Annotated in this window: 23 protein-coding genes and 1 riboswitch; of the genes, 4 read left to right on the forward strand and 19 right to left on the reverse strand. The window is 38.1% G+C overall.

What is annotated here, in order from left to right:
* Positions 1 to 74: 74 nt before the first annotated feature.
* A complete protein-coding gene (locus IEW44_RS13370; protein WP_188615562.1) occupies positions 75 to 758 on the reverse strand; it encodes an ankyrin repeat domain-containing protein in 684 nt (227 codons plus the stop codon).
* Between the two features lie 374 nt (positions 759 to 1,132).
* Between IEW44_RS13370 and IEW44_RS13375 the strand changes: the two genes are divergently transcribed.
* Positions 1,133 to 1,843 carry a ferredoxin--NADP reductase gene (locus IEW44_RS13375; protein ID WP_188615563.1) on the forward strand — a complete coding sequence of 237 codons (711 nt, stop codon included), beginning with the start codon at positions 1,133 to 1,135 and terminating at the stop codon, positions 1,841 to 1,843.
* A 56-nt stretch (positions 1,844 to 1,899) separates the two neighbouring features.
* On the opposite strand, the gene IEW44_RS13380 is transcribed toward IEW44_RS13375, so the two are convergent.
* The 13 genes from IEW44_RS13380 to IEW44_RS13440 form a co-directional block, all read right to left on the reverse strand.
* Entirely contained in the window at positions 1,900 to 2,292 is a 393-nt protein-coding gene (locus IEW44_RS13380; RefSeq protein WP_188615564.1) for a hypothetical protein, read from the reverse strand.
* A gap of 17 nt (positions 2,293 to 2,309) precedes the next feature.
* Positions 2,310 to 2,702: a hypothetical protein gene (locus tag IEW44_RS13385; protein ID WP_188615565.1), complete on the reverse strand. Its 393-nt coding sequence runs from the start codon at positions 2,700 to 2,702 to the stop codon at positions 2,310 to 2,312.
* Positions 2,703 to 2,845: 143 nt separating this feature from the next.
* Complete coding sequence (guaA, locus tag IEW44_RS13390; RefSeq protein WP_188615566.1) at positions 2,846 to 4,399, reverse strand: glutamine-hydrolyzing GMP synthase; 1,554 nt, start codon at positions 4,397 to 4,399, stop codon at positions 2,846 to 2,848.
* 88 nt (positions 4,400 to 4,487) lie between these two features.
* A riboswitch (purine riboswitch) is annotated at positions 4,488 to 4,589 on the reverse strand.
* A gap of 31 nt (positions 4,590 to 4,620) precedes the next feature.
* Positions 4,621 to 6,771, reverse strand: a complete 2,151-nt coding sequence (locus tag IEW44_RS13395; protein WP_229704249.1) for a DUF4129 domain-containing transglutaminase family protein — start codon at positions 6,769 to 6,771, stop codon at positions 4,621 to 4,623.
* A complete protein-coding gene (locus tag IEW44_RS13400; RefSeq protein WP_188615568.1) occupies positions 6,771 to 7,895 on the reverse strand; it encodes a DUF58 domain-containing protein in 1,125 nt (374 codons plus the stop codon). The genes IEW44_RS13395 and IEW44_RS13400 overlap by 1 nt, the downstream gene beginning before the upstream one ends.
* The gene (locus IEW44_RS13405; RefSeq protein ID WP_188615569.1) at positions 7,892 to 8,836 is read right to left on the reverse strand and encodes an AAA family ATPase; all 945 of its coding nucleotides are present in this window, start codon (positions 8,834 to 8,836) and stop codon (positions 7,892 to 7,894) included. The genes IEW44_RS13400 and IEW44_RS13405 overlap by 4 nt, the downstream gene beginning before the upstream one ends.
* Before the next feature lie 131 nt (positions 8,837 to 8,967).
* Positions 8,968 to 9,645 carry an ABC transporter ATP-binding protein gene (locus IEW44_RS13410; protein ID WP_188615570.1) on the reverse strand — a complete coding sequence of 226 codons (678 nt, stop codon included), beginning with the start codon at positions 9,643 to 9,645 and terminating at the stop codon, positions 8,968 to 8,970.
* The gene (locus IEW44_RS13415) at positions 9,642 to 10,448 is read right to left on the reverse strand and encodes an ABC transporter permease (RefSeq protein ID WP_188615571.1); all 807 of its coding nucleotides are present in this window, start codon (positions 10,446 to 10,448) and stop codon (positions 9,642 to 9,644) included. Before IEW44_RS13415 ends, IEW44_RS13410 begins: the two co-directional genes overlap by 4 nt.
* Complete coding sequence (locus tag IEW44_RS13420) at positions 10,445 to 10,906, reverse strand: nitrous oxide reductase accessory protein NosL (protein ID WP_229704248.1); 462 nt, start codon at positions 10,904 to 10,906, stop codon at positions 10,445 to 10,447. Before IEW44_RS13420 ends, IEW44_RS13415 begins: the two co-directional genes overlap by 4 nt.
* Positions 10,903 to 12,159, reverse strand: a complete 1,257-nt coding sequence (locus IEW44_RS13425; RefSeq protein ID WP_188615572.1) for a right-handed parallel beta-helix repeat-containing protein — start codon at positions 12,157 to 12,159, stop codon at positions 10,903 to 10,905. Before IEW44_RS13425 ends, IEW44_RS13420 begins: the two co-directional genes overlap by 4 nt.
* Before the next feature lie 60 nt (positions 12,160 to 12,219).
* Entirely contained in the window at positions 12,220 to 12,927 is a 708-nt protein-coding gene (locus IEW44_RS13430; protein WP_188615573.1) for a nitrous oxide reductase accessory protein NosL, read from the reverse strand.
* A gap of 170 nt (positions 12,928 to 13,097) precedes the next feature.
* Positions 13,098 to 13,925, reverse strand: coding sequence for an NAD(+) synthase (nadE, locus tag IEW44_RS13435; protein WP_188615574.1), 828 nt, complete (start codon positions 13,923 to 13,925; stop codon positions 13,098 to 13,100).
* 12 nt (positions 13,926 to 13,937) lie between these two features.
* Entirely contained in the window at positions 13,938 to 15,407 is a 1,470-nt protein-coding gene (locus tag IEW44_RS13440) for a nicotinate phosphoribosyltransferase (protein WP_188615575.1), read from the reverse strand.
* 147 nt (positions 15,408 to 15,554) lie between these two features.
* Between IEW44_RS13440 and IEW44_RS13445 the strand changes: the two genes are divergently transcribed.
* From IEW44_RS13445 to IEW44_RS13455, 3 genes are read left to right on the forward strand one after another with little or no spacing between them, the layout of a single operon-like run.
* Entirely contained in the window at positions 15,555 to 16,271 is a 717-nt protein-coding gene (locus IEW44_RS13445; protein WP_188615576.1) for an ABC transporter ATP-binding protein, read from the forward strand.
* The gene (locus IEW44_RS13450) at positions 16,268 to 17,020 is read left to right on the forward strand and encodes an ABC transporter permease (protein ID WP_188615577.1); all 753 of its coding nucleotides are present in this window, start codon (positions 16,268 to 16,270) and stop codon (positions 17,018 to 17,020) included. The genes IEW44_RS13445 and IEW44_RS13450 overlap by 4 nt, the downstream gene beginning before the upstream one ends.
* Before the next feature lie 16 nt (positions 17,021 to 17,036).
* Positions 17,037 to 18,026, forward strand: a complete 990-nt coding sequence (locus IEW44_RS13455) for a proline dehydrogenase family protein (RefSeq protein WP_188615578.1) — start codon at positions 17,037 to 17,039, stop codon at positions 18,024 to 18,026.
* Between the two features lie 111 nt (positions 18,027 to 18,137).
* On the opposite strand, the gene IEW44_RS13460 is transcribed toward IEW44_RS13455, so the two are convergent.
* The 5 genes from IEW44_RS13460 to IEW44_RS13480 form a co-directional block, all read right to left on the reverse strand.
* Positions 18,138 to 18,743, reverse strand: a complete 606-nt coding sequence (locus IEW44_RS13460) for a response regulator transcription factor (protein ID WP_188615579.1) — start codon at positions 18,741 to 18,743, stop codon at positions 18,138 to 18,140.
* 7 nt (positions 18,744 to 18,750) lie between these two features.
* On the reverse strand, positions 18,751 to 19,908 hold the full coding sequence (locus tag IEW44_RS13465; RefSeq protein ID WP_188615580.1) for a sensor histidine kinase: 1,158 nt from the start codon (positions 19,906 to 19,908) through the stop codon (positions 18,751 to 18,753).
* 80 nt (positions 19,909 to 19,988) lie between these two features.
* On the reverse strand, positions 19,989 to 21,014 hold the full coding sequence (gene desA, locus IEW44_RS13470) for a Delta(5) desaturase DesA (protein WP_188615581.1): 1,026 nt from the start codon (positions 21,012 to 21,014) through the stop codon (positions 19,989 to 19,991).
* 199 nt (positions 21,015 to 21,213) lie between these two features.
* Positions 21,214 to 24,639, reverse strand: a complete 3,426-nt coding sequence (metH, locus tag IEW44_RS13475; RefSeq protein WP_188615582.1) for a methionine synthase — start codon at positions 24,637 to 24,639, stop codon at positions 21,214 to 21,216.
* Positions 24,632 to 26,473: a bifunctional homocysteine S-methyltransferase/methylenetetrahydrofolate reductase gene (locus IEW44_RS13480; RefSeq protein ID WP_188615625.1), complete on the reverse strand. Its 1,842-nt coding sequence runs from the start codon at positions 26,471 to 26,473 to the stop codon at positions 24,632 to 24,634. Before IEW44_RS13480 ends, metH begins: the two co-directional genes overlap by 8 nt.
* Positions 26,474 to 26,521: the final 48 nt, after the last annotated feature.

Here is a 26,521-nt window from a genome sequence, read left to right on the forward strand (position 1 = left end):
GAAAGTCTTTGCTAGTTGCTTATTTCCATAATAAAACCCTTTCCATTAAGCATAAGTGGAAAAGGTTTTATGAGTTATTGATAATATTGTAATAAGGCTATCATCTCTGAATAATTACGCTCTTTCGCATAATCTAATGCTGTTTTATTATTGTTATCCTTTAATTGTTGGTTGGCTCCTTGTACTAACAACACCCGCACAATATCTTGATAACGTTTAGAGCCATCCGTCAATGCAATAGCCTCAATAAGTGCTGTATAACCAAAATTATTTTGATGGTCTATATCCGTATTACTCTCTTCTAATAATAATCGCACATTATTGAGATGCCCTTTCTCTGCTGCTGGAATTAATGCATTTCCACCATAACGATTAAATACTTGTTCATCCGGTGTTGCATGTTGTAACATATAACGTAAAATCTCTGTCCGTCCCTCTGCTCCTACGTAGAGATAAGGGCTATCTTGTTGGTGATTTTGATAATTAATATTAGCCCCAGCATCAATTAATAATTGGCTAATCTCTATATGATTATTTTTCACAGCTACTAATAATGGTGTATCTCCATCTTGATTTGGCTTATCAAGTGAAGCTGTTTTTAACATACCTTTTACTCGCGCTATATCGTTGGCTTGAACAGCTTGATGTAACTCCTGCTCCACTTCTTTCACCTCCACTGTCTTATGTTTACTTTCTATAGACATGCAACCTTGCATTACAATTAGCAGGGTTACTAGCATCATTACATATTTATTCATCCTATCCCCTTCCATAATAGTTTTAAACCGTCACTCATATCTTGAAGTAAACATTTATGAACTGTATTACTTGTAGTGTGCCATATTTTCACTCCTATTAAAAGAATATTCTCTTTTTTCTGTTTATTTATGTATATTCATTACCTAAAATTTTATGAGAATACCGTAATTTCATGATAATGACTTACAATACATTAGTAAGACAGATCGCATTAAATGATTCTCACTTTCCATCATATGGCTAACATTTTGTACTTTTTAATTGTGATAGGTATCCAATAAGCTTATGGCATTTTACGAGGACTACACTTGATAATCATTATCATTTATTGTAGGATAAAGACAGGATATATATCGAGATTGGGGAGAGCGTATTGCAAATTTATTGGACAACAATTAAAGAAATTATTGAGGAGACACCACAAGTTAAAACGTTTATCTTACATTGCCCAGAAGATTTCACCTGGGAAGCAGGTGCACATACACACTTTGCTTTAAAAGGTTTTAATGACGGCGATGCGCCAAACCGCAACTTAGTGCGTCATATGTCCATCTCTACTTTACCTCATGAGGAGGGCATTGGCATTACAACACGTATTCGTGAGCAATGTTCCGAGTTTAAATCGATTTTAAAAAATATGAATGTTGGCGATGAAGTTGCGCTATTTAAAACACATTCAAATATTCCACTAAAACGTGAGGACAAAAATATTTACTTATTATCATCAGGTGTAGGCTTAGCTACTTTTCGACCAATTGTTTTAGACTACTTAAATAATACAGCTAATGTCAATAAAATTTATTCATTGAATGTAGATTCTTCAAAAGATTTTTTATTTACACCTGTATTCACAACTGTGAGTGATAAAAAAATCACTACTCAATTTGTCGATAACCGCACAGATTATTATGAACAAGTTAAAAACATGGCAGCTGACCCTGATGGACTTTATTATGTGGTAGGCAGTGATGAATTTTTACGACAAAACATTGCCATATTACGTGATCATGGTGTGCAACCTGAGCAAATCATGTTAGATAAACATGACCACCAGCTCCCTGAATTTTTAGCTACAAATGCATAACATAAAAGCTAGTATCGTTGTACAGTAAACGATACTAGCTTTTTATACGTATCTATTTAAGCAGTATATGCATAAATGATGCCATGTAACGCCATCATCATATGTTGTTCATCCGTTATAGACAATCCATATTGTAGAGCCATTTGTTCAGCGCCTTCAATGTAGGCAACTACTGTATTAGCATCTATACATTTTTGTTTATCTAAATATAATAAGATGTGTTGAATTTTATCTCCAAGCGCTTTGGCATCATCTTGCATCCATTGTTGATACCCTATTCTATCTTGCTTAATATAAACAGCAGGTATATTTTTAGGAAAATGCTGCTGCAAATCTTGATAAACCTTTGTCAACATAGTGCACGCAGTATGATACTCTTCCGCTATAATCAATGCCATCACATCGTCTAACTTTTGCACTTGCTCGTCTACATATTCATCAAAACTCATACAGACCCCCCTAGAATTTATTTGATCTTATCATTATAAAGTAAACCGTCATCATCAAAAGAAATAATCTTCAAACGATTATCCTGCTTAATGTAAACACTTTTATACCTTTCATGACCGCCACTATTTTCAAATAAAATCACACGCTTACCTTGATTATCCGTTTGGACAACCCCTTGATACGTTTCTATATCTATATATTGTGCTACTATCTCAAATTCTTTATACTTTTCTAAGTCACTAGACGGATTATTCGTAGTGCTTTTTTGTTCTTCTAGCTCATTCTCCATTTCCTCAACTTCTTCTTGAGTAGTTGTTGGCTGTGTATCTTCATCTTCCTTACTCATCTCATCATTTGCACAACCTGTTAACAATAACAAGCTACCCAGTATAACCACGTGTTTCTTCAAAAAAATCCTTCTTTCTTTATGCTACTAAATAGCAAAAATATATGATTTCAATCCTACAAGACTCATTAGTAAAGAACAAGCCATTTGCATAAAAAAGAGCCTGTAACAATACTGTTACAAGCTCTGAAAAATAGAGTTTATTACTATTCCCACTCAATCGTTGCTGGTGGCTTAGAGGTGATGTCGTAGACGATGCGGTTAACGTGTGGGACTTCGTTAACGATACGACGTGAGATGACTTCTAGCACGTCCCAAGGGATGCGTGCCCAGTCAGATGTCATGCCATCGATTGATGTTACAGCACGGATGCCTACTGTGTGGTCGTATGTGCGTTGGTCACCCATTACGCCTACGGATTGGATGCCTGGTAGCACTGTGAAGTATTGCCAAATATCACGTTCTAAACCGTGGTTAGCAATTTCTTCACGTAAAATAGCGTCTGATTCACGTACAATTTGTAGCTTGTCTTCTGTAATTTCGCCAAGTACACGAATACCTAAGCCTGGGCCTGGGAATGGTTGACGCCATACAATATGGTCTGGCATGCCCATCTCTGTACCTAATGCACGTACTTCATCTTTAAACAGTGCCGCTAATGGCTCGATTAATTCAAATTGCATATCTTCTGGTAACCCGCCAACATTGTGGTGAGATTTAATTGTTTGTGCAGTTGCTGTGCCTGATTCGATAATGTCTGTGTACAATGTACCTTGCGCTAAGTATTCAATGCCTTCCAATTTAGAAGCTTCATCGTCAAATACATAAATAAATTCATTACCGATGATTTTACGTTTTTTCTCTGGGTCAGATACACCTGCTAATTTATCTAAGAAGCGTCGTTGTGCATCTACTTTAATTACGTTTAAGTTAAAGCCATCCGCTAATGTTGCCATTACTTGGTCAGCTTCGCCTTTACGTAATAAACCATGATCAACAAAGATACATGTTAATTGGTCGCCAATGGCTTTGTGGATTAATACTGCTACTACAGATGAATCTACACCACCTGATAATGCACAAAGCACTTTTTTATCGCCAACCGTTTCACGAATTTTTGCGATTTCAATATCAATAAAGTTTTGCATTGACCAGTCGCCTTTTGCGTCACATACGTCAAATACAAATTTACGTAACAAGTCATTGCCATGTACAGAATGTTGTACTTCAGGGTGGAATTGTACAGCATATAGATTGCGTGACTCATCAGCCATACCTGCGATTGGGCAAGATGGGCTTGTTGCTGTAATTTCAAAGCCTGCTGGTACTTCTGTTACATGGTCACCATGACTCATCCATACAACTTGGTCTGTTGGTAAATCTGCAAAGATTTTGTTAGTAGCTGTGACATGAATATCTGCTTTACCATATTCACGTTTTTCAGAGCCTTCTACTTTGCCGTCATAATGATGTGCCATTAATTGCATGCCGTAGCAAATACCTAAAATCGGTAAGCCTAATTCAAAAATTGCAGGGTCAATATGGAACGCGCCTTCACCGTATACGGAGTTAGGGCCACCTGAGAAAATAATCCCTTTGGCGTTCATTGCTTTGATTTCTTCTGCTGTTGTCGTATGTGCATGTAACTCACTAAATACACCGAACTCACGGATACGACGTGTAATTAATTGATTGTATTGGCTTCCGAAGTCAAGTACAACAATTTTCTCTTGTTCTGTAATAATCGAACTGTTTGACACGTTTTCCACCTCTTCATTAGTTTTCTGGTAGCTTATGATGAAAAAACGCGCAGAAAAATCTCTTACGCGTTCATCTTAAGTGAATTAGCCATAGCTAACACACTATCATAGAGAGATTATTTACGGTAACCTCGTAGAGACATCTAGACCATATTTCTAGACTTATATGAAAGCATCCCATTAATTATTTGTTTAATTTTACTCTATTTAAGCGTGTAAAATCAACCTGTTGTGAGATTGATTAAATATTCCCAACTTTCTTTTAACTGCGCAAAATTTGTAATTTCATGCGTTTTACGATAAAGCAATTGTTCATATACACTCGTTAACTCACGCATAGCCGTAGTATCATACGCTTGGTCCACACGCTGTGCAAAATTATGCAAGGTTTCTCCTTGGGCACGGCGGTAACCGTATCGTGCCAATTGCTGGGTGAGTACCTCATACATTGTCATAAAGTTGTCATCGGTTTCGGCTTTACGTTTGAATTTGCGTGTGTAGTAGCCTGGTAACCATAACTTACGTGTAAATAACGCTGCAATCGCCACAATCATAGCCATAAGTAGTAAAATATAGCCTACTAAACGGTAATCATACATCAAATCACTCATCTTTTTAAAGAAAGAGGGTGCTGCTGTAGTTTGCTCTTGTTGTTCTTCTTCAAGTGTTTGCTCTTCTTCTGGTTTATCTTCTAGCTGTTGCTCTTGTTCTGTTGGTTGGTCTTCTGCGAACATATCTAAACTTGTGAAACCAATTGTCGGCTCAAATTGTACCCAGCCTACTTGAGGAAGGTAAACTTCCACCCATGAATGTGCCTCGTTATTTGTGACCAAATATTCTTCTAGCCCTGTTTCAGGGTCCTTTTGTTGATAAGTACCAGGAGCAAATCCTTTGACCCATCTCGCTGGGATATCTACTGAACGTAACATGACAATCATAGCTGTGGAGAAATTATCACAATACCCTCGTTTTGTTTCGAATAAAAATTGGTCGACATAGTCTTGGTCCTCTGCTGGTGTACCAACATTAAGCTTATCATAAGTGTACTCCCCATTTTTAAAGTACAATTCAATCGCTTTTGCCTTATCATAAACACTGTCTTTATCTTTTGTAATCTCTTGCGCTAAATCTCGCACGCGTTGTGGCACAGTAGTAGGCAGTGTTCTATTTTCAATTACTGCTGCATCATTGCGCTGATAATCTGCCATTGTCGATGCTCGTACGCTATCAATAGGATTTTTAATAGGCTCATATAAGATTTGGTACTCCTCTTCCATTGGCGTTTGTGGCGCTGTGATCTTTTCACTTGTGTTTGTCATCTGCAAGTTAGCATTATTCGCTAAAATTGTTGCAGGCACATAGGCTTGTGCATAAATGCCCAATGCCTTACCCGCTTCATAGTTTTTTATGACAGCTTGTTGAGTAGGTTGCATAACTTGATTTAATGATGTATTCACAACCCCACCTGATAACGTGCTGAAGGATTGATCAGGATTATCCTTCCAACCTTTTGATGTATAAATATTTTTAGTTTCCATACGCCAGTATTGACGCTCTGGTACTAAGGCTTTAAACACTTTAGTATCATCATCTGCTACACTGCCACCAAGTGCCTCGTCATTATTGCCATAGCCCACTTTTTTATTATCTTCATCACCTAGCGTTTCCTTAACAAATGCAACAGGGTCAGCCCATACGGAGTCATAACTTGGCAGTAATGTAGCAAAGTAGCCCCATACAATGACAAAAATAATGAACGGTGTGAGTAGCATCAGTTTTGTAGTTAACTTTAAGCGCTCCCCTGTAAGTAAACCTAGACGCTTTACGTAAAGGATGCCCATTAAAATTAAACCTAGAATTATGACACGTACCATTGCTTTCCCGCCGTCATACTCGCTAAAAGTGTCGAGTGTGGCAAGGAAAAATACCGTAATCATAAAGAAATAAAATACATTCGCTTCTGTCACTAAATATTGATGGATTAAATAAATTAACATCCAGATTAAAATAAATAATAATAAAGTACGGAAAGGATTTGTCACATCACTTAATTGTAAGGTAGCTAAGGCGATTGCATTCACTTGGATTTGTTCCATAAAGAAGTGAAAACTATCAGCTGATAGCAGGGCAACCTTCTCCGTATAGGTGTAAAAGATAAAAAGGCTAATATAGAGCAATTTAATAATTGAGACGAGCCAAAACGGCAAATAGAATACGTTTACTAATAAAGCTAAACCTACAAATAATAAAATATACTCCCCGTAACCTGTTCCTGTTAATTGTGTAATAGGGACTAACCATTCTTTTAACATTAAAAAGATAATGATATATACAATAAATAACTCTAAAATATCACTCGTACTACGTTTCATCACTGTCGAGACACCTCCCGTAGCACTTGATTGAATGAGCCTGTTACATAATGTACTTTGACATTAGCCATGTGCATTGCTTTGCCTGGCTCGCCTATAACTAAGCAAATCACTTGGCTATGAAAACGGCTAAATGCTTGTAAATCTTCTTTTGTTAAATGCGGTGTAATAAATATTGTAGTAGCAAAACCTTTGGCGTTACTTGCACGCACATCGCCATAATCTGCTGGCTGCACAATGGCTAATTGGCGCATCACATGGTCAAAATGTTGTTGATAATGGACACGTATTAACTCTGATGGATTACTCACGGTGCTAAATGCTAACTCGCCTTGTGCCTCGAAAAATGTCTTGGCTAACGATGCAGCAAGTGAGACAGTTTGTTCAAAACCTATGCTATATCGCGTATCTAATACGATACTTACCGCTTCTGATTGTCTCTCTTCAAATTCTTTTGTGCGTAACTCTTGTGATTTCGCAAATGATTTCCAGTGAATCCAAGATAAGCGGTCACCTTGCTCATAATCTCTAACCCCTACTGCCATCGTCGCATCTTTGACAGCACTCCTTGGGGTATTAGCAATACCTGACTCATACGTAGCTTGAATAGGCTGAAAAATAATTGCCTCCATTTTAGGATAAACAAGAATGGTCTCTGTTTGATTGGAAGAAAAACGATTGGTCGCAAACCCTAAGAAATCGCTACCTTGCAATGTTGTTGTCATATAACGATACTCACCACGAGGTAGATCTTTCAAAGTATAATGCCACATAAAATTCCGACTAAACCCACCAATCTTTACTGTAGCGCTATGGTTTTCACGATACATGCCCACATTTTTATTATTCATTTGCTCATGTAATGTCATATAAGCAAAAGGGAAAAATGTTTTGCGTCGCACGTAGACGTACACATCCATATCATCACCTGCTGTCACTTGCATAGGTGTAATTTCTCGCTCTACAGAGACAATGCGGTCACGCCATAATAAAACGACGAGGGCATATAATAAAAAAGGCGAGACACTAAATAAAATAAACCAGCTTACAAACCCACCTTGAAACATCGTGAAACAAAAAATTATGATTATTAACACGCTGATTTGTAATAGCTTTCGCTTCATTTTACAGGGACCCTTCTTGCTGGCACTGCTACTTTGGCTAAAATACGCTCCATAATTTGCTCTGGCATCATGTCATCATAACGTGCTTCAGGCTTTAAAATTAGGCGGTGACTAAACACATAGGGTGCTAAATATTGTACATCGTCAGGCGTTACATAATCACGCCCTTGAATGAGAGCATAAGCTTTACATGCACGCATTAAAGCTAATGAAGCACGAGGGCTAGCGCCTAAGTAAATATATTTATGGTTGCGTGTGGCAGTAGCAATCTGCACAATATAATTGCGAATTGTCGCATCAATGAAAACCGCTTCGGCTTGTTGCTGTAATGCTAAAATATCATCTAAATGCAATACGGGAGTTAACTCGGCAAATGGCGTCGCCTCTGCCATTCGTGTCAATAACTCATATTCTTCTGTTTCAGTAGGATAACCCATCTTCATTTTTAATAAAAAGCGGTCAAGTTGCGCCTCAGGCAATGGGTATGTCCCTTCATATTCAATAGGGTTTTGTGTAGCCATAACAAAAAAGGGCTGCCCTAGTGCTTTTGTTTCGCCATCAATGGAGATTGTTGCTTCTTCCATTGCCTCTAATAAAGCAGATTGTGTTTTTGGTGATGTACGGTTAATCTCATCTGCCAATACAATATTGCCCATAATGGGGCCTTCACGATATTCAAATGCTAATGTTTTAGGATTGTAAATGGAGACGCCTAATACATCTGATGGCAATAAATCAGGTGTAAATTGTATACGTTTAAAACTTGCATTAATGGATTTAGCAAGTGCTTTTACTAGCATTGTTTTCCCTACACCTGGCACATCCTCTAATAATACATGCCCCTTTGCAAGTAAACTGACTAAACTTAATTCCGCGATATTGCGTTTTCCAATCATCACTTTATCTATATTGAGTAAAATCTTTTCTATTTGTTCATTCATCTGTCATCCACCTCATTTTTCAACATGTGTTAAGCATAACGGAAAAGGCTAAGTACTGACAACTAATCTAACAATGCATACCTTTTAACTAGCGCTTTAATAAAAATAAGCTACCGAAATATTCGATAGCTTTATGGTGTAATTTGTTGCAGCCATAATTGTTCTAAATTAGCTGTGTGATGTTGTTGTAATAGCGTATGTAATGCACCATTTGCTACTAATTTACCTTCATGTAAAATTAACACATCATCCGCTAATTCTTCAGCAAAAGATAATAAATGTGTAGAAAATAATACCGTACAGCCTCGTTCTCTCTCAGCAACCATCATCTCTTTTAACTTGGCAATCCAATAAGGGTCTAAGCCATTTGTTGGCTCATCTAATATCAGTAATTGTCCTTTGCCCATTAAGCTTTGGGCTAAATTTAACCGTTGGCGCATGCCTTTCGAGAACTGTTGTACCTTCTGTTTACGTACCTCATACAAGCCAACACGTTGCAATAATGCATGTTGCTCTGCAAGTGATACTTTTTTTAGCGAACCTAATAATTCCATAATCTCGGCTGCCGTTAAAGTCGTTGGAAAATCAACATCATCTGGCATATACCGTACTTCAGAAGAGGCATGCCATACTAATTGACCTGCACTTTGTTGATCTTGTGCAGTTAATAAACGAATTAGCGTACTCTTGCCAGCACCATTACCACCTGCTAATGCTGTAATCGTACCTTGTTGCAATGTAAAATCAACGGGCTGTAACCCACGCCCGTTTGCATACTGTTGTGCTAAACCTTGTGCTTCAACAATCATGCGCTCCGCCCTCCTTTACGTATCATAATGTAAGCAAATAGTAGAGGGCATGCTACCCACAATATGCTCACAAGTGTATAGACAAGTAAGCCTGTTGTTGTTTGATAAAATTGGACAAACTCATAATACGAGGGGCCAAGTACACTTGCTTGATTGGCAAACAATAAATAACCGAATCGCAGCCATTCTATAGGATTCACATGAATGACAACAAGCGTAATCTTTTGTAAAACATGACCTGCAATTACTGTACCTACTGCCATCAAAGCATACGATATTAATAATAATAAAAAGGACCATACGACAAGCGATAACGCTAACGCATACAAACGCGTTTTAGCTATGATGCCTACTAATACCGCAATGGCTGAAAAAATCAGTATAGTTAAGAGTGTAATCATAAGAAGGGATGGTGGGATTACAACACCACCTAATAATCCGCCTAATAATAACACCACACCAAATGCCAACACTACCAGTAATAAAAAAGCACATACAATCGCTGTAAATTTAGCTACAATATAATGACGCATTTTAAGGGGATAGGTTTTCAGCAATGCCAACCATTTTGTCTCATAATCACTAGCTACCCCCATGCTTCCAATCGTTAAAATAAATAAAGGGAGTAAAAATAATAATAAATTTAAAAAGGAGGCACTTTGACGTGAGAACGTATCTGTTGCTGGTAACGCCATTTGCTGAATGACAATAATGCTTGTAAAAATAAAGGTGAATAATACACCGACCATTTGCATCCAACGACTTCGTAACATTTGTTTCCACTCTAATAAAATTAATTTCATTGATGAATGCCCCATTTAAAGTCAGCTAAATCTTGGTACTTCATTAATGTCCCCTTCCCCTCTTGCTGTTGGTAGGCTTGCGCTTCTTTTTCGTCATTAAAAACTAACACACCATAATTCATAGGGGTAAAGAAATCTTTATCATATAAATATGTCGCACTGAAAATATTAATCCACTCATTTGTCTCGGCGTCTTTAATAAATGCCGCCCCAATATCTTGCTCACCTAGCCCATCTCGTTGCATTTTTTCAACGAGACAACCAATATCATCAAACACTTTATAGTCGCCATTTTTTTCAATAATTTGCCCTGCAAAATCATCATGCACGATGCTCATATTACAAATTTTACAAATATCTGTATCATGATTAATGTCATGAGGTTCATATGTTTTTTCGCCACAAGCTGTTAATAATATGGCTGCACTGGCCATTATGGTTAATCCTAATTTTCTCATCGTTTTACATTCCTCCACCAAACCACAATTGCTACTAAGATACATGCTATGCCTATGAGTAATTGTGTGTAATTTATTTGTTTGACTGTTACGGATGATTGCATCATCTTAGGTTGATCATCTTGTAACACATTACCACCACTCGCTTGTTGATCTAATGCTGTGAGTAAAGTCACGCTTGGAGAGGCAATAAAAAATTGATAGGCAGGTTGCCTTACCATCCATTGGCCAAAACTCGAATACGCATAATAAGGCGTTTCGCCATAGCCTGAGTTATTGGGGTCAATGCCATGGTAATCATCATACGTATTACGCTGAAGTAATACACCTTTTGCATCTGACCTTGCTGTTAAAATATTGCCTTGAAAATAATTAGCCATCAACGCTGTTGTTCGATCCGTTTTAATTGCTTCAAAGGCTGTTTGATTCATGTTAAACTGGTTTGCTTTAATGCTAGTTTGGGCAGTCATTTGTAGAGCTAGACCAATGCGATTTTCAGTGATCGTATTCGCACGCACTTTAGCATTTTTTACATCATATAACGTCATACCGCTACCGTTAATCTGCATATGACGACGAATGGTATTGTTTCCTGCCGCAAAGCCGTCAACCATCATAACCATTAAACCTGTAACATTATTCTCATATGTGTTATGCCATACTTCTCCATCTTCACTATACATAAAATGTGTACCATACCTGCTATTTGTCACATTATTATGATCAATGCGAATACGTTGTACATTCTCGATATAAATGCCATCTTGCACTTGTTGAATCGTATTATTTTGAATCGTAACATCCGTACTTTGATAAAGCGCTATACCATTACCTTTCTTCGCATAATGAGCTGCAGTGCCTGTAATATAATTATCTTTAATATGGATATCTTTTGCTTGCTGCACAAAAATACCTGCATTCACATTTGACATTTTAGTATGTGTAACGGTAACCTCATTAGCCTTTTTAATGACAATGGCTCGCTGTTGCGCTTCCATTGTTATATTTTCAAGTGTGACCTGATTCGTATCCTCAATAGTGATGGCTGGCGCTTTGGTCATGCTACGTATTTTTGTACCTTCTTGACCAATAATCGTGATAGGTTTAGTTATATAATAATTGCCATTATACGTGGTGGCTGTTAAATAAAGTGTGCCTCCTGCTGGTGTGGCATCGATTTGAGTTTGTAAATCGGCTGCGTAAACAGGTATTGTCCATAAGCAAAATAAAAGAATAAGGCTTAAACGTTTCATTTTTTCACCTCACATAAACGTCGAAAAGACTAGAGAGCTGCTACTCTCTAGTCTACTATTTTAATGCCCGTGACCGCTATGGTCTTCTTCCATGTTGTCATGTGATTCTTCTTCGCTATGCATGTCATGGTCGTGACCTTCCTCACCATGCATATCATGACCTTCACCATCTTTTTTCGCTTTCATCTTTTCGTAACGCTCTTTTGCTTCTGCTTGAATATCTGCTAGCGGAGTCACAGCAGCGCCTTCATGCTCTGCGATATATTTATCTGCATCTTCACTAGTAGCAAACGAAACATAACCCCAGTTCATTGGCGATTTTAAATCGGTTTTTACAATCGTAGCATCGTCTACTTTAACCCATTCTTTCGTATTAAAGTCACGAACAAATTTATGGTTTTCTTCTTCATTCATAATTTCAGCATTTAATAAACAACCGATATCATCATAAAAAGCATTGGTACCATCTGCTTTGATGGACTGTGCTGAGAAAATACCCATCTCATGGTCTTTCACATATACTTGCATGTCACAAACTTCGCAACGTGTATCTTCGGTTGGCTCTTCTAATTTTGCGTAGATTTCATCATCTGTCATTTCAGTAGCTGCTGGTGTTGTCTCTTCTGTCTCTGTTTTTGTTGTTGTTTCTTTTTCAGCAGTTTGCTCTGTCTTTTCAGGCTCTTTTGCCTCATCTTTCTTATCGTCAGCGCCACAAGCCGCTAAGCTTAATGCAGCTAACATCATCATTGATAATCCCCATTTATTCATTGTTATGCCTCCAGTTCAAATTCTCTACTGTCTACTTTACCAACGAGCTGTGAAATAAGTTTGAAATGTTGGTGAATAATGTGCAAAATTTTTGCAGAAACTTCAAACCTTCTTTTTATTAGTATCTACTTCATCAAAAAACCGCTGAAAAGTTTCAGCGGCACTTTATCTTATATTTTCCAGAAGTCATCATACACTGTAATAGGTAAATGTCTTTTATGTTGAGAACGCAAATAATGACCTTCTAAAATTTGTTGCGCTTGATCGTCAATCTTTCTGCCTTCTAGATAGTCATCGATTTGATGATACGTCACGCCTAATGCTTCTTCATCAGGTAATGCAGGTCTATCTTCTTCTAAGTCAGCTGTTGGCACCTTATCATATAAATGAGGTGGGCATTGTAAAGCCTGTAATAAAGCTTTGCCTTGCCTTTTATTTAAGCGCCAAATCGGCATGAGGTCTGCTGCGCCATCGCCAAACTTTGTAAAGAAACCTGTAATCGCTTCTGCTGCGTGGTCTGTACCTAAAACAACAGCTTGATTAGCTGCAGCTATAGAAAATTGCACTTTCATACGTTCACGCGCTTTTTCATTCCCCTTGGCAAAGTCTGTTAACGTTACACCTGCCTGTTGCAAAGCGGCAATACTAGCATCAACTGCTGGCTTTATATTTACGGTATATACTTTTGTAGGTTGAATAAATGCTAATGCATCATTGCAATCCTCTTCATCAAATTGCTCACCATAAGGCAAACGCACAGCATGAAATGTATAGTTACGCTCAGGATATGCCGAGTTTAATTCGTCTACAGCAAGTTGTGCTAATTTACCTGTTAAGGTAGAGTCTTGACCACCTGAAATACCGAGGACAAATCCCTGTACAAAACTATTTTCCAGTGCATATGTCTTTAAGAAATCAATAGATTGACGAATCTCTGCATGGCTATCAATCATCGGTTTAACGTGAAGTTCTTGTATAATTTTTTGTTGTAACGTCAATGTTATCTCTCCTTATCGTTCGTCGATTTGGTCTACCATTTGACGCACTTCTGCAATGTTTTGCATCTTATTATCCCAGCATTTTTGACTTAAATCTACAGGATACTCCTCTGGGTTTAAAGAGCGTTTATATTCGTCCCATAGCAGTGATAAATTGTCATGTGCATAATCACGAATAGTCATTAATTGTGGTAATTCGTAGGTAATTTCTCCATTCGTAATAACATGTTCATGTAAATTTCTAGCTTCAAAATTCGTCACAAACTTCGAAATAAACGTATGCACAGGGTGGAACATTTTAATGCGCTCTTCTCGTTCAGGAAACTCATCTGCTAATGTAATATAGTCGCCCTCTGCCTTGCCATTCTCTCGGTCAATGATGCGGTATAATTTTTTCAATCCTGGTGTTGTTACCTTTTCCGCATTAGCTGAAATCTTCATCGTATCACACATTTCACCGTTTTCATTTTCAATGGCCACCATTTTATAAACGGCTCCTAATGCAGGTTGGTCATAGGCTGTAATCAGCTTCGTACCAATCCCCCACATATCCACTTTAGCTCCTTGTGCTTTTAAATTTAAGATAGTATATTCATCTAAATCATTCGATACAATAATTTTAGCATTAGGAAACCCTGCCTCATCTAACATACGACGCGCTTCTTTTGATAGGAAGGCAATATCACCACTGTCTAAACGAACACCAATAAAGTTAATTTGGTCGCCTAACTCTTGTGCCACTTTAATTGCTGTTGGCACGCCAGACTTTAATGTATTATACGTATCTACTAAAAAGACACAATCTTTATGTCGACGCGCATAAGAGTGGAAGGCATCATAATCGTTTTTATACGCTTGAACGAGTGCATGGGCATGTGTGCCTGCAACTGGAATATTAAAGAGCTTGCCTGCCCGCACATTACTTGTAGAGTCAAAACCACCAATCACTGCGGCTCTTGTTCCCCAAATAGCGGCATCCATTTCATGAGCACGTCTCGTACCAAACTCCATGGCAGTATCGTCTGGGATAATTTGTTTAATTCGACTTGCCTTTGTTGCAATTAAGGTTTGATAGTTCACTATGTTTAATAGTGCTGTTTCAATTAACTGCGCCTCCACAAGTGGTGCTTCAATCCGCACAATCGGTTCATTAGCGAAAACTAATTCTCCCTCAACCATGGCATACATATCGCCTGTAAACCGGATATCTTTTAAATAGTGTAGGAAGTCTTCTTTGTAACCTACCTCTTCTCGCAAATACGTAATATCCGTTTCACTAAAACGGAAATCTTTCAAATAAGAAAGCATGCGTTCTAACCCTGCAAAAATAGCATAACCATTACCAAAAGGTAACTTTCTGAAATACAATTCAAATACTGCTTTGCGGTTGTGCATATTGTCTGCCCAATAGGACTCTGCCATATTAATTTGATATAAATCAGTGTGAAGTGCTAAGCTATCATCTGCATAATTCGTTCTCATTAAAACCCCTTCTTCCACTATAATTAGTCATAGTATACACTATTTCCTTGAATAATCGAGTTTTTCATCAATTATCTATCATTAACGAGCATTTTTTGGTATATCTCGTTTTTTTGCTACACTATACGAGAGAAAGGTGGCATTATTATGCATGCAATTTCATTTCAAGACGTCTCATATGAAGTAACACAGAAAAAAATTTTATCTCAAATTACAGGCCATTTTACAAAAGGCCGTATTACTACACTAGTTGGCCCTTCTGGCGCAGGTAAGACAACGCTACTAAAATTATGCAACGGGTTGTTAACACCTACGACAGGACAAATCCATATTTTAAACCGAGCCTATGAAGAGTATTCACCTCCCGACTTAAGGACAACCGTCGGTATCGCCTTACAAGCAGCACCTATGATTCGTGGTACTGTTTATGATAACTTAGCTTTGCCACTCACATTAAAAAAGCAAACCTTACCACCTCAAAAAGCAGCTCATTATCTTGAGGCTGTTGGTTTATCAAAAGATATATGCCAACAAGATGCACGTGATTTATCAGGTGGACAACGGCAACGTGTCTCTATTGCACGCACCTTAATAAATGAACCAGCTATTTTATTATTAGATGAGATTACATCTGCATTAGATCAAGCGGCTGCTGATAGTATTGAAAAGCTCATCATGCAATTAAATCAACAACATGATGTTACTGTCATTTGGATTACACATAACTTAGAACAGGCACTGCGTGTAAGCGATGAGGTTTGGGTCATGATTGATGGCAAGCTCATTCAGCAAGGGACGCCAGCTATTTTACAACAGCCTACCCATCAACAAGTCCAACAATTCACTGAAGGAGCGTTAAGATGAGTTATTTTACATTATCACTAACCTTATTTTTCATTTTAATTCCCTTAGTACTCTCTAAAACTTTGCGCTTAGATTTAGAGCGAGATGTTCTGGTTGCTACTGTGCGCGCTATCGTTCAACTCTTACTTGTAGGTTATATTTTAACCTTTGTCTTTGAAGGCAATCATCCGCTTTATATGCTCATCATGATTATTATTATGATTACTACTGCTGTGTTAAATGCACGAAAAAAGGGGCAACATATTAAGGGCATCACATGGAAGCTAGCTGTTACAATTACAACAGTAGAAGTGGTCACACAAGGAATTTTATTAGGATTTAAAATTGTACCAGCAACGGCACAATATGTCATACCAATCAGTGGTATGATGATAGGTAATGCTATGGTATTATCCATTTTATTTTTAAATCGTTTTGCGGCTGAAGTCGATGCTCATCAAGATGAAATTGAATTAATTCTTTCATTAGGTGGTACACCCAAACAAGCTATTCACCACCAACTGATCCAAGCGATTAAAGCTGGGGTTTCCCCTACCATAGAGAGTCAAAAAACCATTGGTCTTGTGCAATTACCAGGTATGATGAGTGGGCAAATCATTGGTGGTGCTGACCCTATGCAAGCCGTACAATTTCAAATTTTAATTATCTTTGCCTTGCTTACTAACGCTGCAATATCTAGTATTATGTTAGGCTTCTTAAGTTACCCAGCCCTATTTACTAAACAAATGCAATTATTAAAAGAACAATAACTACGAGGTGAATACTATGGCTTTACGCTCAATGACAAAACAATTAACGTATAGTGATACTTTTACAGCAAGTGTGCAAACTATTGCACCTAAAATTGGTATGAAACCGTATTTTGGTGGTTTGACCACTGAAGAAATCATCGCTACTTGCCAACTATTACAAAGCTTGAAGGAAGAAGTGGCCATTGATTACATCGGCACAGCAATTATTGATGCTGCTGACGTGATGACAGAGAAAGCTAAAATTCAACAACTTATGACACAACTCCAAGACTTGGCCATCTCAGCCACTTTCACATTACAACCTGAGCAATTTGGTTTATTACTTGATGTGGATGAATGCTATAACGTTATTAGTGATGTGGCTGCATTTGCTAAAAAAACAGGTCACTTTATTACCTTACAAACAGCCGAATACGAACATGTACAGACCATTATTAGTATGGCGCAACAATTACAAGCAACTTATGACCATGTGAGTGTTGTGATACAAGGACAATTTTATCGCTCGCAAGACGATATTGAGGCATTGCAAGATGCGCCTGTTACTTTAAGCAAAAAATTAAGCAATACTTCCGAAGCTGTTGCCTTCCAAAAGAAGATGGATCTTGATTTAAATATGATTGCTTTAGTGGAGCAACGTCTCAAAAGTGGGGCTTATACAGTCATTGCCACACATGACCGCAATATCATTGCCTATGCCAAACGTTTAGCACAAGAATTTGATATTCACCCTAGTCAATTTGAATTCCAATTACATATTGGACAAGATGATGTATTAAAACAAGCACTAATTGCGGATGGTTACCGTGTGCGCACCTACTTCCCTGCTGGCGCATATTGGTACACGCACTTTATGAACCATGTAGCGAATCGTCCGCAAAATTTAAAATACGTATCTGAAAAGGTATTTACTAAGAAAACAAATATTGCCTTAGTGACGATTGCAGGAGCACTACTACTACGAAAAGTATTTAAACGTAAAAACAATAATAAAGAGGCTTAACAAAAAAGAGGTAAAGGGAAATAGATATTTCCCTTTACCTCTTTACACTTTTTATAGTATAAATCTATTAATTTCGTATAAGACAACTCATTGTGTAGCAATCTTTTTTACTTAACGATGCCAGCCTTTTTCTCTAGCACGCGCAATGGCTTCAATACGATTGGATACTTGTAATTTTTCTAAAATAGTCGAAATATAGTTGCGTACTGTACCAGCCGAGAGAAACAAAGTCGACGCTATCTCTTTTGTCGTCTTACCCTCTGCTACTAACTCTAGCACTTGGCTTTCACGTTCTGTTAGAGGATTTTCACTACCCGCTTCATAAACAAAGTCGACAAGCTCTGGTGCATAAATGCGTTTGCCATCTCGAATGTTGCGAATCGCTAATACTAACTCTTCAATAGGGCTATCTTTTAATAAATACCCACGCACACCTGCTTTACGTGCACGTTCAAAGTAACCAGGACGAGCAAAAGTAGTGAGAATTACAATTTTACAATCTTCTTCTTGTAATTCTTCTGCCGCATCTAAACCTGTTTTAAGTGGCATCTCAATATCCATAATACAAATATCAGGTTTGTGTTCTTTTACGAGTGTAATGGCTTCTTCACCATTTTTACCTAAGCCTACAACTTCAATATCATCTTCCATACTAAGTAATGAACTCAATGCACCAAGTAACATGCCTTGGTCTTCTGCTATTACAACGCGTATCATAAAAGCGTCACTCACCTTTCTTATAAATCTTATCCATTTTTTCTGTAACATGCTGATGCGTTAATGCAACAGGAATGGTAATCGTTAATGACGTCCCGTCTTTACTTTCTAGCTTAAACGAGCCGTTAATAAACTCCAGTCTTTCTTGCATACCCTTCAAGCCATTGCCTGTACGCATTTGTTTTGTGGATAAGCCATTGCCATTATCATGGACTAATAAATACACTTCTTTAAAATTTTGATGAAAAGCTACCTTACATTTTGTCGCATTACTATGTTTGACAACATTTGTTATCGCTTCTTTTAAGCACATGCTCAGTACATTTTCTACGAGAGGTGGCACTTGTAGTGTCTCGACATCTCCCTCAAATGTGAAATCCATTTCTGCTGCATCTAATATTTGTGCTACGCGCATTAGCTCATCCTCAAAACGCGTGGTGCGCATATTGGCAACGAGCTCTCGTACTTCTTTTAATGCAATACTAGCCGTTTGTCGTATTTCTTTAATCTCAACCAATGCTTGGTCTTTGTCACGTTCAATTAAGCGAGCGGCTAAATCACTCTTTAAGCCAATCATTGAGAGCTTTTGTCCCAATGTGTCATGTAAGTCTCTAGCAATTCGCTGTCTCTCCTCAAAAACAATTAACTCAGCAATTCGGTCTTTAGCTGTTTCAAGTTGTCCTTCTAATTTTTCCCGTCGATTTTTGGTGTACAATGTAAATGGCATTAACACTACACCAACAATTGTAAAAATAATGAAGGGTAACTGTGATAATAACACGTCCCATTTAAAGAAGAAAGTGACACCTGTAGCAATAACGGTGAAGCCAACATGCAAACCATACATAATATAAAATCCAACAGGGCGACGTATCATACCTATAGAGAAGGCTGTAAATATAGCGAGATAAACATAGCCAAAGAAAATAATCATAATCAGGCTAACGACCATCTCAAAACTAATCCACATATAAATCCTTCCACCATGTGACATCGCGGTACAGCGATTGAAAATGAAGTAAATGACAACTAACGTACCCGCCATCATAATGTCAAATAGCTCGGCTTGCTTAAAGATTGAGAAAAAAGGTAGCAAGCAGAATATAATGAGTAAATAAATACTTAGCCATGGACTGCTTGGTATAATCATGTACCACTTTTTCATAGTAAACTTCACAAACTTTCTTATTTTTGACTTCATTATATCAAAAAGTGTCGGCTAGTTTACTTTAGCCGACACCTTTATTAAATCTTAATCATATTCTTAGTGCGAATACGTTCAGTAGCCGTACGGAATGTTATAAATTTATTGTTTTCTTCGTCATATAATTTGTAACGAATAGACTCTAAACTAGTTACTAATGTAATTGTTGTTGCTTTTTGTAATGGCTTAACCTCCGTATGTGCAGCCTCTAAATGATAATTAGGGACACGTGGTGATAAGTGATGCACATGATGGAATCCAATATTACCTGTTAACCATTGTAAAACTTTAGGCAACTTGTAATAAGAACTACCTTCTACTGCTGCCTTTACATAGTCCCACTCTGAATCTTTTTCAAAATAAGAGTCTTCATACGTATGTTGGATATAGAATAACCAAATGCCTAATGCACCTGCCACAAATAATGTGACACCTTGAACTAATAAGAAGGCTTGCCAACCTAAGAAGTAAATTAACACACCACAGATCACCAATAACGTGATGTTAGTTAAATGTGTATTCATACGTTCTTTTTTCTTGGCATCTTTACGATTAAAACGATTTAATACTAGCACCATATAAAGAGGCCCTAAACCAAACATAACGAGAGGGTTGCGATAGAGGCGATAACCAAATCGCTTCATCGGTGAAGCTGCTAAATATTCTTCTAATGTTAACATATCAATATCGCCAATACCGCGCTTATCTAAGTTTGAGCTTGTTGCATGATGAATCGTATGTTCACGTTTCCATTTTTGGTAGGGGAATGATGTTAAAACACCTGTCCAAAATCCTACAATGTCATTTGCTTTTTTATTTTTAAAAAACGAACCATGTGTACAATCATGAAAAATAATAAAAGTACGTACAACAAAACCTGATGCGACAACACTTAATCCTACCGAAATCCATGGTGATACAGCCATTAGTTGATACGCTGCTACCCATAAAATCATAACGGGTAAAATAGTATTACATAATTGCATAATACTTTTCTTTAAGTCTGATTGGGCAAACCGCGCCACATCTTTACGCAATTGATTTTTCTTTTCTGCAAAGCTACTCATTATGTATGTGCCACTCCTTCGTTAACTTTCTTTGTAACCTCATCATAAAACGAAGTCGTAATCTGTTGTAGACGAAAACGTCACATCATTTTTATGACAAATGTAATATTACACTCCCCTAAAATAAACGTTTTTATCCAAATAAAAAACTTAGTGACAAAAAATGTGTTACACATTTTTCATCACTAAGTGAAATACATCACACATTAAAATATCGCGCTTCTGGATGGGCAAAAACCATAGCCGTTACACTTGCCTCAGGCTGCATCATAAACCCTTCTGTTAATTGTACACCTATATCTTCTGGCTGTAGTGTGGCAAATAACTTAGCTTGGTCTTCTAAATTTGGGCAGGCGGGATAACCAAATGAAAAACGTTGCCCCTCATATTTGGCAGCGAATCGATCGCGCATAGTAAAGTCTGTTGCATCTGGAAAACCCCATTGGTCTCGCATCTCTTGGTGAATACGCTCTGCTAATCCCTCTGCTAACTCTAATGCTGTTGATTGGAAGGCATGGCTTTCTAAAAATTTACCTTCCGCTTTTAGGGCATCCGCATACTTTGTCACCCCTTCTCCTGCTGTTACACACATTAACCCTACATAATCCGTCTCGCCACTCTCTTTTGTTTTTAAAAAATCGGCTAAACATAAATAAGGGGCAATTTGTTGTCTTGGGAATGTAAAACGCTGAATTTCCGTTATGCCATCTTCAGCGAATAATACAACATCGTCACCGTCTGCATGTGCTTTATAAAATTGATACATAGCAGCTGGTGTAAATAATTGTTGTTGTAAAAAACTGGTCACTAATTCATGTAATGCTGTGGCGCGCGGCTCTTGTGTAGCAAGCGCCTGTAATACATTTCCTTTATAACCTAAGTGGTGGCCAATCAAGGTACGCATATTCACATAAGGATATAAATGAGACACGGCATAATTATGTCGTACATGACGACGTAAGTCTTTTGGTATACGCACTGGCGCATCGATCAAGGTACGCACTGGCGTTGCTGTAGGCTTTGGTGTTGGTCGACGAGCACGCTTTTCATCTGCAACGCGTCGTTTTTCAATGGCTTCTGCCAATTCGGCTAAAACAATCGCACGTTCTACATCATCTTGCAAGCGATTAATAATAGCTAAGCCTTGCATAGCATCTTTGGCATATAAAACAGGACCATCGTATTGTGCTGAGATTTTTGTCTCTGTAAACCGCTTTGATAACGCTGCACCCCCAACTAATATTGGCACATCAATCCCTGCTTCTTTAAAGTCTTGTGCTGTAATTACCATTTGTTGAGCAGATTTTACAAGTAAACCAGACAAGCCGACTACATCTGGTTGCTCTTTACGAATCGTCTCGATTAAAGATGCTGGTGTTACTTTAATACCTAAATCAATAACTTGGTAACCGTTATTGCTTAAAATAATATCAACTAAATTTTTCCCAATATCATGCACATCGCCTTTCACAGTAGCAAGTAACACTTTACCCTTACCTGCACTAGCGTCATCTTTTTCCATATAAGGTTCAAGAAACGATACAGCAGCCTTCATAACACCTGCACTTTGTAACACCTCAGCTACAATCAACTGATTATCATTAAATAAGCGCCCTACCTCTGCCATACCTGTCATTAATGGGCCATTGATAATATGAAGTGGCGAGTCATAAAGTTGTAAGGCTTGTTCTAAGTCAGGGACTAACCCTTCTTTTGTTCCTTCAACAATATAGTAAGCTAATCTTTCTTCAACTGTAGCAGGTAAATCGGCTTCTGTTTTTTCCTTTTTCTTATCACGATAAAAATCTGTAAATGTAGCTAATGTCGCATCATTGGTGTGGAATAATAACTCATTGGCGAATTGAATCTCTGCCTCAGGTATAGACGCATAGCGTTCCAACTTCTCTGTATTCACAATGGCATAATCTAAGCCTGCTTGTGTACAGTGATATAAATATACGGCATTTAGCACCTCACGCCCCACTGGTGGCAAACCGAAAGATACATTACTCACCCCAAGTACAGTCAAACATTGTGGCAATGCTTGTTTAATTAAGCGAATACCTTCAATTGTCTCTTCAGCAGCACCGATATATTGTTCATCTCCCGTACCAACTGGGAATACAAGGGGGTCAAAAATAATATCTTGAGGGGCAATTCCCCATTTATGCACTAATAAGTCGTAAGAGCGCTTAGCAATTTCTAATTTTCGCTCTCTTGTTACAGCCATACCTACTTCGTCAATTGTACCTACCACGATGGCAGCTCCATATTTTTTAGCTAATGGTACAACCGCATCAAAGCGCTCCTCCCCATCTTCTAAATTAATTGAGTTAATAATAGCCTTGCCTTGCGAATATTTTAAAGCAACTTCTGTCACTAACTCGTCTGTGGAGTCAATAACGAGGGGCACTTTAATCTTTTTAACCGCTTCTTGAATAAAGCCCTGCATATCGTATACTTCGTCTCGGTCTGGATTCGCTAAACAAATATCAATAACATGTGCACCATTTTTCACTTGCGCACGGGCAATCTCCGCTGCTTCTTCATATTTCTCGTCAATGATAAGCTGTTTAAATTTGCGTGAACCAATTACATTTGTACGCTCTCCAATGAATAAGGGACGCATTGAATCGTCGTATTGCAACGGCTCAATACCTGAGATAACATGTTGTTGCAAATTATGTGGTTTTTTTCTTGGTGCATAACCAGCCACTGCTTCACGAATGGCTGCGATATGAGCAGGTGTTGTACCACAACAACCACCAACAATATTAAGCCACCCCTTTTCAGCAAAGCCTTTTAACTTTATGGACAGCGAGTCTGGCGATTCATGATAGCACCCTTCCTCATCTGGCAAACCTGCATTAGGATAACAACTCACATAGCTCTCTGCTAAATCAGATAAAGAGCGTAAATGATCTGTCATAAACTCTGGCCCTGTGGCACAATTTAAACCGACAGATAAAGGCTTAATATGAGCAATTGAAATATAAAAAGCCTCAATAGTTTGCCCCGCAAGTGTCGTGCCCATTGGCTCAATCGTACCTGAAATCATCACGGGTAATGTTTGTTTCGTTTCTTCAAAGGCTTGCGCTATACCAATTGTACCTGCTTTGACATTGAGCATATCTTGACTCGTCTCTAATAATAAAAGATCCACGCCACCTTCTATTAATGCTATGGCTTGTGCATAAAAATTGGTTACTAACTCATCAAACGTAATGCCACCTGTAACCGATAACGTTTTCGTTGTTGGGCCCATCGCGCCTACAACAAAGCGCGGCCATGTAAGTGTGCTATATTTTTCGGCTGCTTGACAAGCTAATTGTGCCGCTACTTTATTAATTTCAGCGGTTTTATGCCCTAGGTCATATTCATTTAATACGAGGGGTGTACCACCAAATGTATTGGTACAAATTAAGTCTGCTCCTGCTTCTAAATAGGCTTCATGTATTTTTGTAATGACATCTGGTCTTGTAAGAACAAGGTTTTCATTGCAACCATCTAAATCCTCACCCCCAAAGTCTTCTGCTGTTAATTGCTCATTTTGAAGCATCGTTCCCATCGCGCCATCCATAATTAAAATACGTTGTTCTAATTGTTCTACAATTGATTTAGCCATTTATCGAAACTCCTTTGTTTGAACGATCCCATTCGTTAATAAATTGTATTAATTGCAACGTCATATCATAGCGTAAAAATGGTGTAATTAAATAAATGCCATTAAAGTATGATGCGGCTACTTCAATTAGTTCTTGTGCAATTTTGATTCCCTCTACTGTCGATTGCTCTTTATTGTTTTCACACGCCTTCATACGCGACAATACATCTTCTGATAATTTAATCCCTGGCACTTCATGATGTAAAAACTCTGCACTCTTATAACTTGTAACAGGCATAATGCCAATATAAATCGGTGTTGTTAAATGTTTAGTTGCTTCGTATACTTCTTTAATTTTTTCTTTTGTATAAACCGGTTGCGAAATAAAATAATCTGCGCCATGCTCTATCTTCTTTTCTAACCGAGCTACCGCACGCTCCACTACACGTACATTAGGATTAAAAGCTGCTGCTACAGAAAAATTGGCCTTTTTACGTAATGGTTTACCTGAAAAAGAGATGCCCTCATTCAATTGTTTGATTAAACTGATTAACTCAAATGAAGTTACATCATACACACTAGTAGCACCAGGAAAATCACCTACTTTTGTAGGATCACCTGTCACAGCAAGCACATCATGAATACCTAGCGCATTTAAACCCATTAAATGTGACTGCAAACCAATTAAATTGCGGTCTCTACATGTAATATGTGTTAACGGCCTCACACCCTCAGCTTTAATCATGGCGCCCATCGCTACATTGCTTACACGTGGTGATGCCAATGAATTATCTGCCATCATCACAACATCTGCACCTGCTTGATATAGCTGTTTTGCCCCTTCAATAAACTGGCTTGTCTCTAAATGTCTTGGCGTATCCAACTCCACAATAATAGAGCGTGTCCGTTGCACTTTATCATGTAATGTTTCTACTAGGCGCGGTTCTGCCTCTTGAATAAATACTTGTGTAGCACGTTTTTCAACCTTTGTTGTAACAGGCCTCATACCTGCCACATGTTTTTTTACAGCGGCAATGTGTTTTGGTGTTGTACCACAACAACCACCAATCAAACGCACACCTTGTCTACAAAGTGTCACAGCAGCTCGTCCGAAATAATCATATTCCGATTCATAAACGATGCGACCGTCTTGTACATCTAGTAATGAAGCATTAGGATAGGCAGATAAAAAAGCATGATCAAGCAAACGCACACCTTCAAAGGCTTGAATTGTATGGAATGGGCCTAAGCGACAATTCACGCCAACAACATCCGCTCCATGACGTTGTAATTCATGCAATGCCGCGTTTAAGGTCATACCATTCTGTAAAATACCCGCTTCGTGCATCGAGACTTGTGCAATAATAGGCAATGTTGTCATCTCACGTAATAAATCTAATGTTGCAATTAACTCATCAAAATCATAATAGGTTTCTAGTAATAGCCCATCGACATGCTCTGCTAAAAATACATATGCCTGTGTTTCTACACCTGCTAAAATATCGTCAATCGTATGCGTTGTTTTGCGCACATCACGAATGCCACCAATCGTTCCAAGCACATACGCATTGCCATCTGCTGCTCTCTTTGCTAGTCTCACAGCTGATTCATTAATGTTAATCACTTGATTCTCCAAACCGTAACGCGCCAATTTAATGGGATTAGCACCGTATGTATTCGTTTGAATGACATCCGCTCCAGCTTCAACATACTCTTGATGAATTTTCTCTACTAGTGTGGGTTGAAGAAGGTTCATTTCCTCGTGGCAAGAGGCTAGACCATTGGCATACAGCATCGTTCCCATTGCACCATCTGCTATTACAATTTCTGTTTTTAACTTTTCTAATAACCCCATTAATTCTTCCTCCTTTTCCATAAAAAAAGCCTTCTTTTTTGTATACAA

The sequence above is a fragment of the Lysinibacillus alkalisoli genome (genome assembly GCF_014643595.1).
Lineage (GTDB): Bacteria > Bacillota > Bacilli > Bacillales_A > Planococcaceae > Metalysinibacillus > Metalysinibacillus alkalisoli.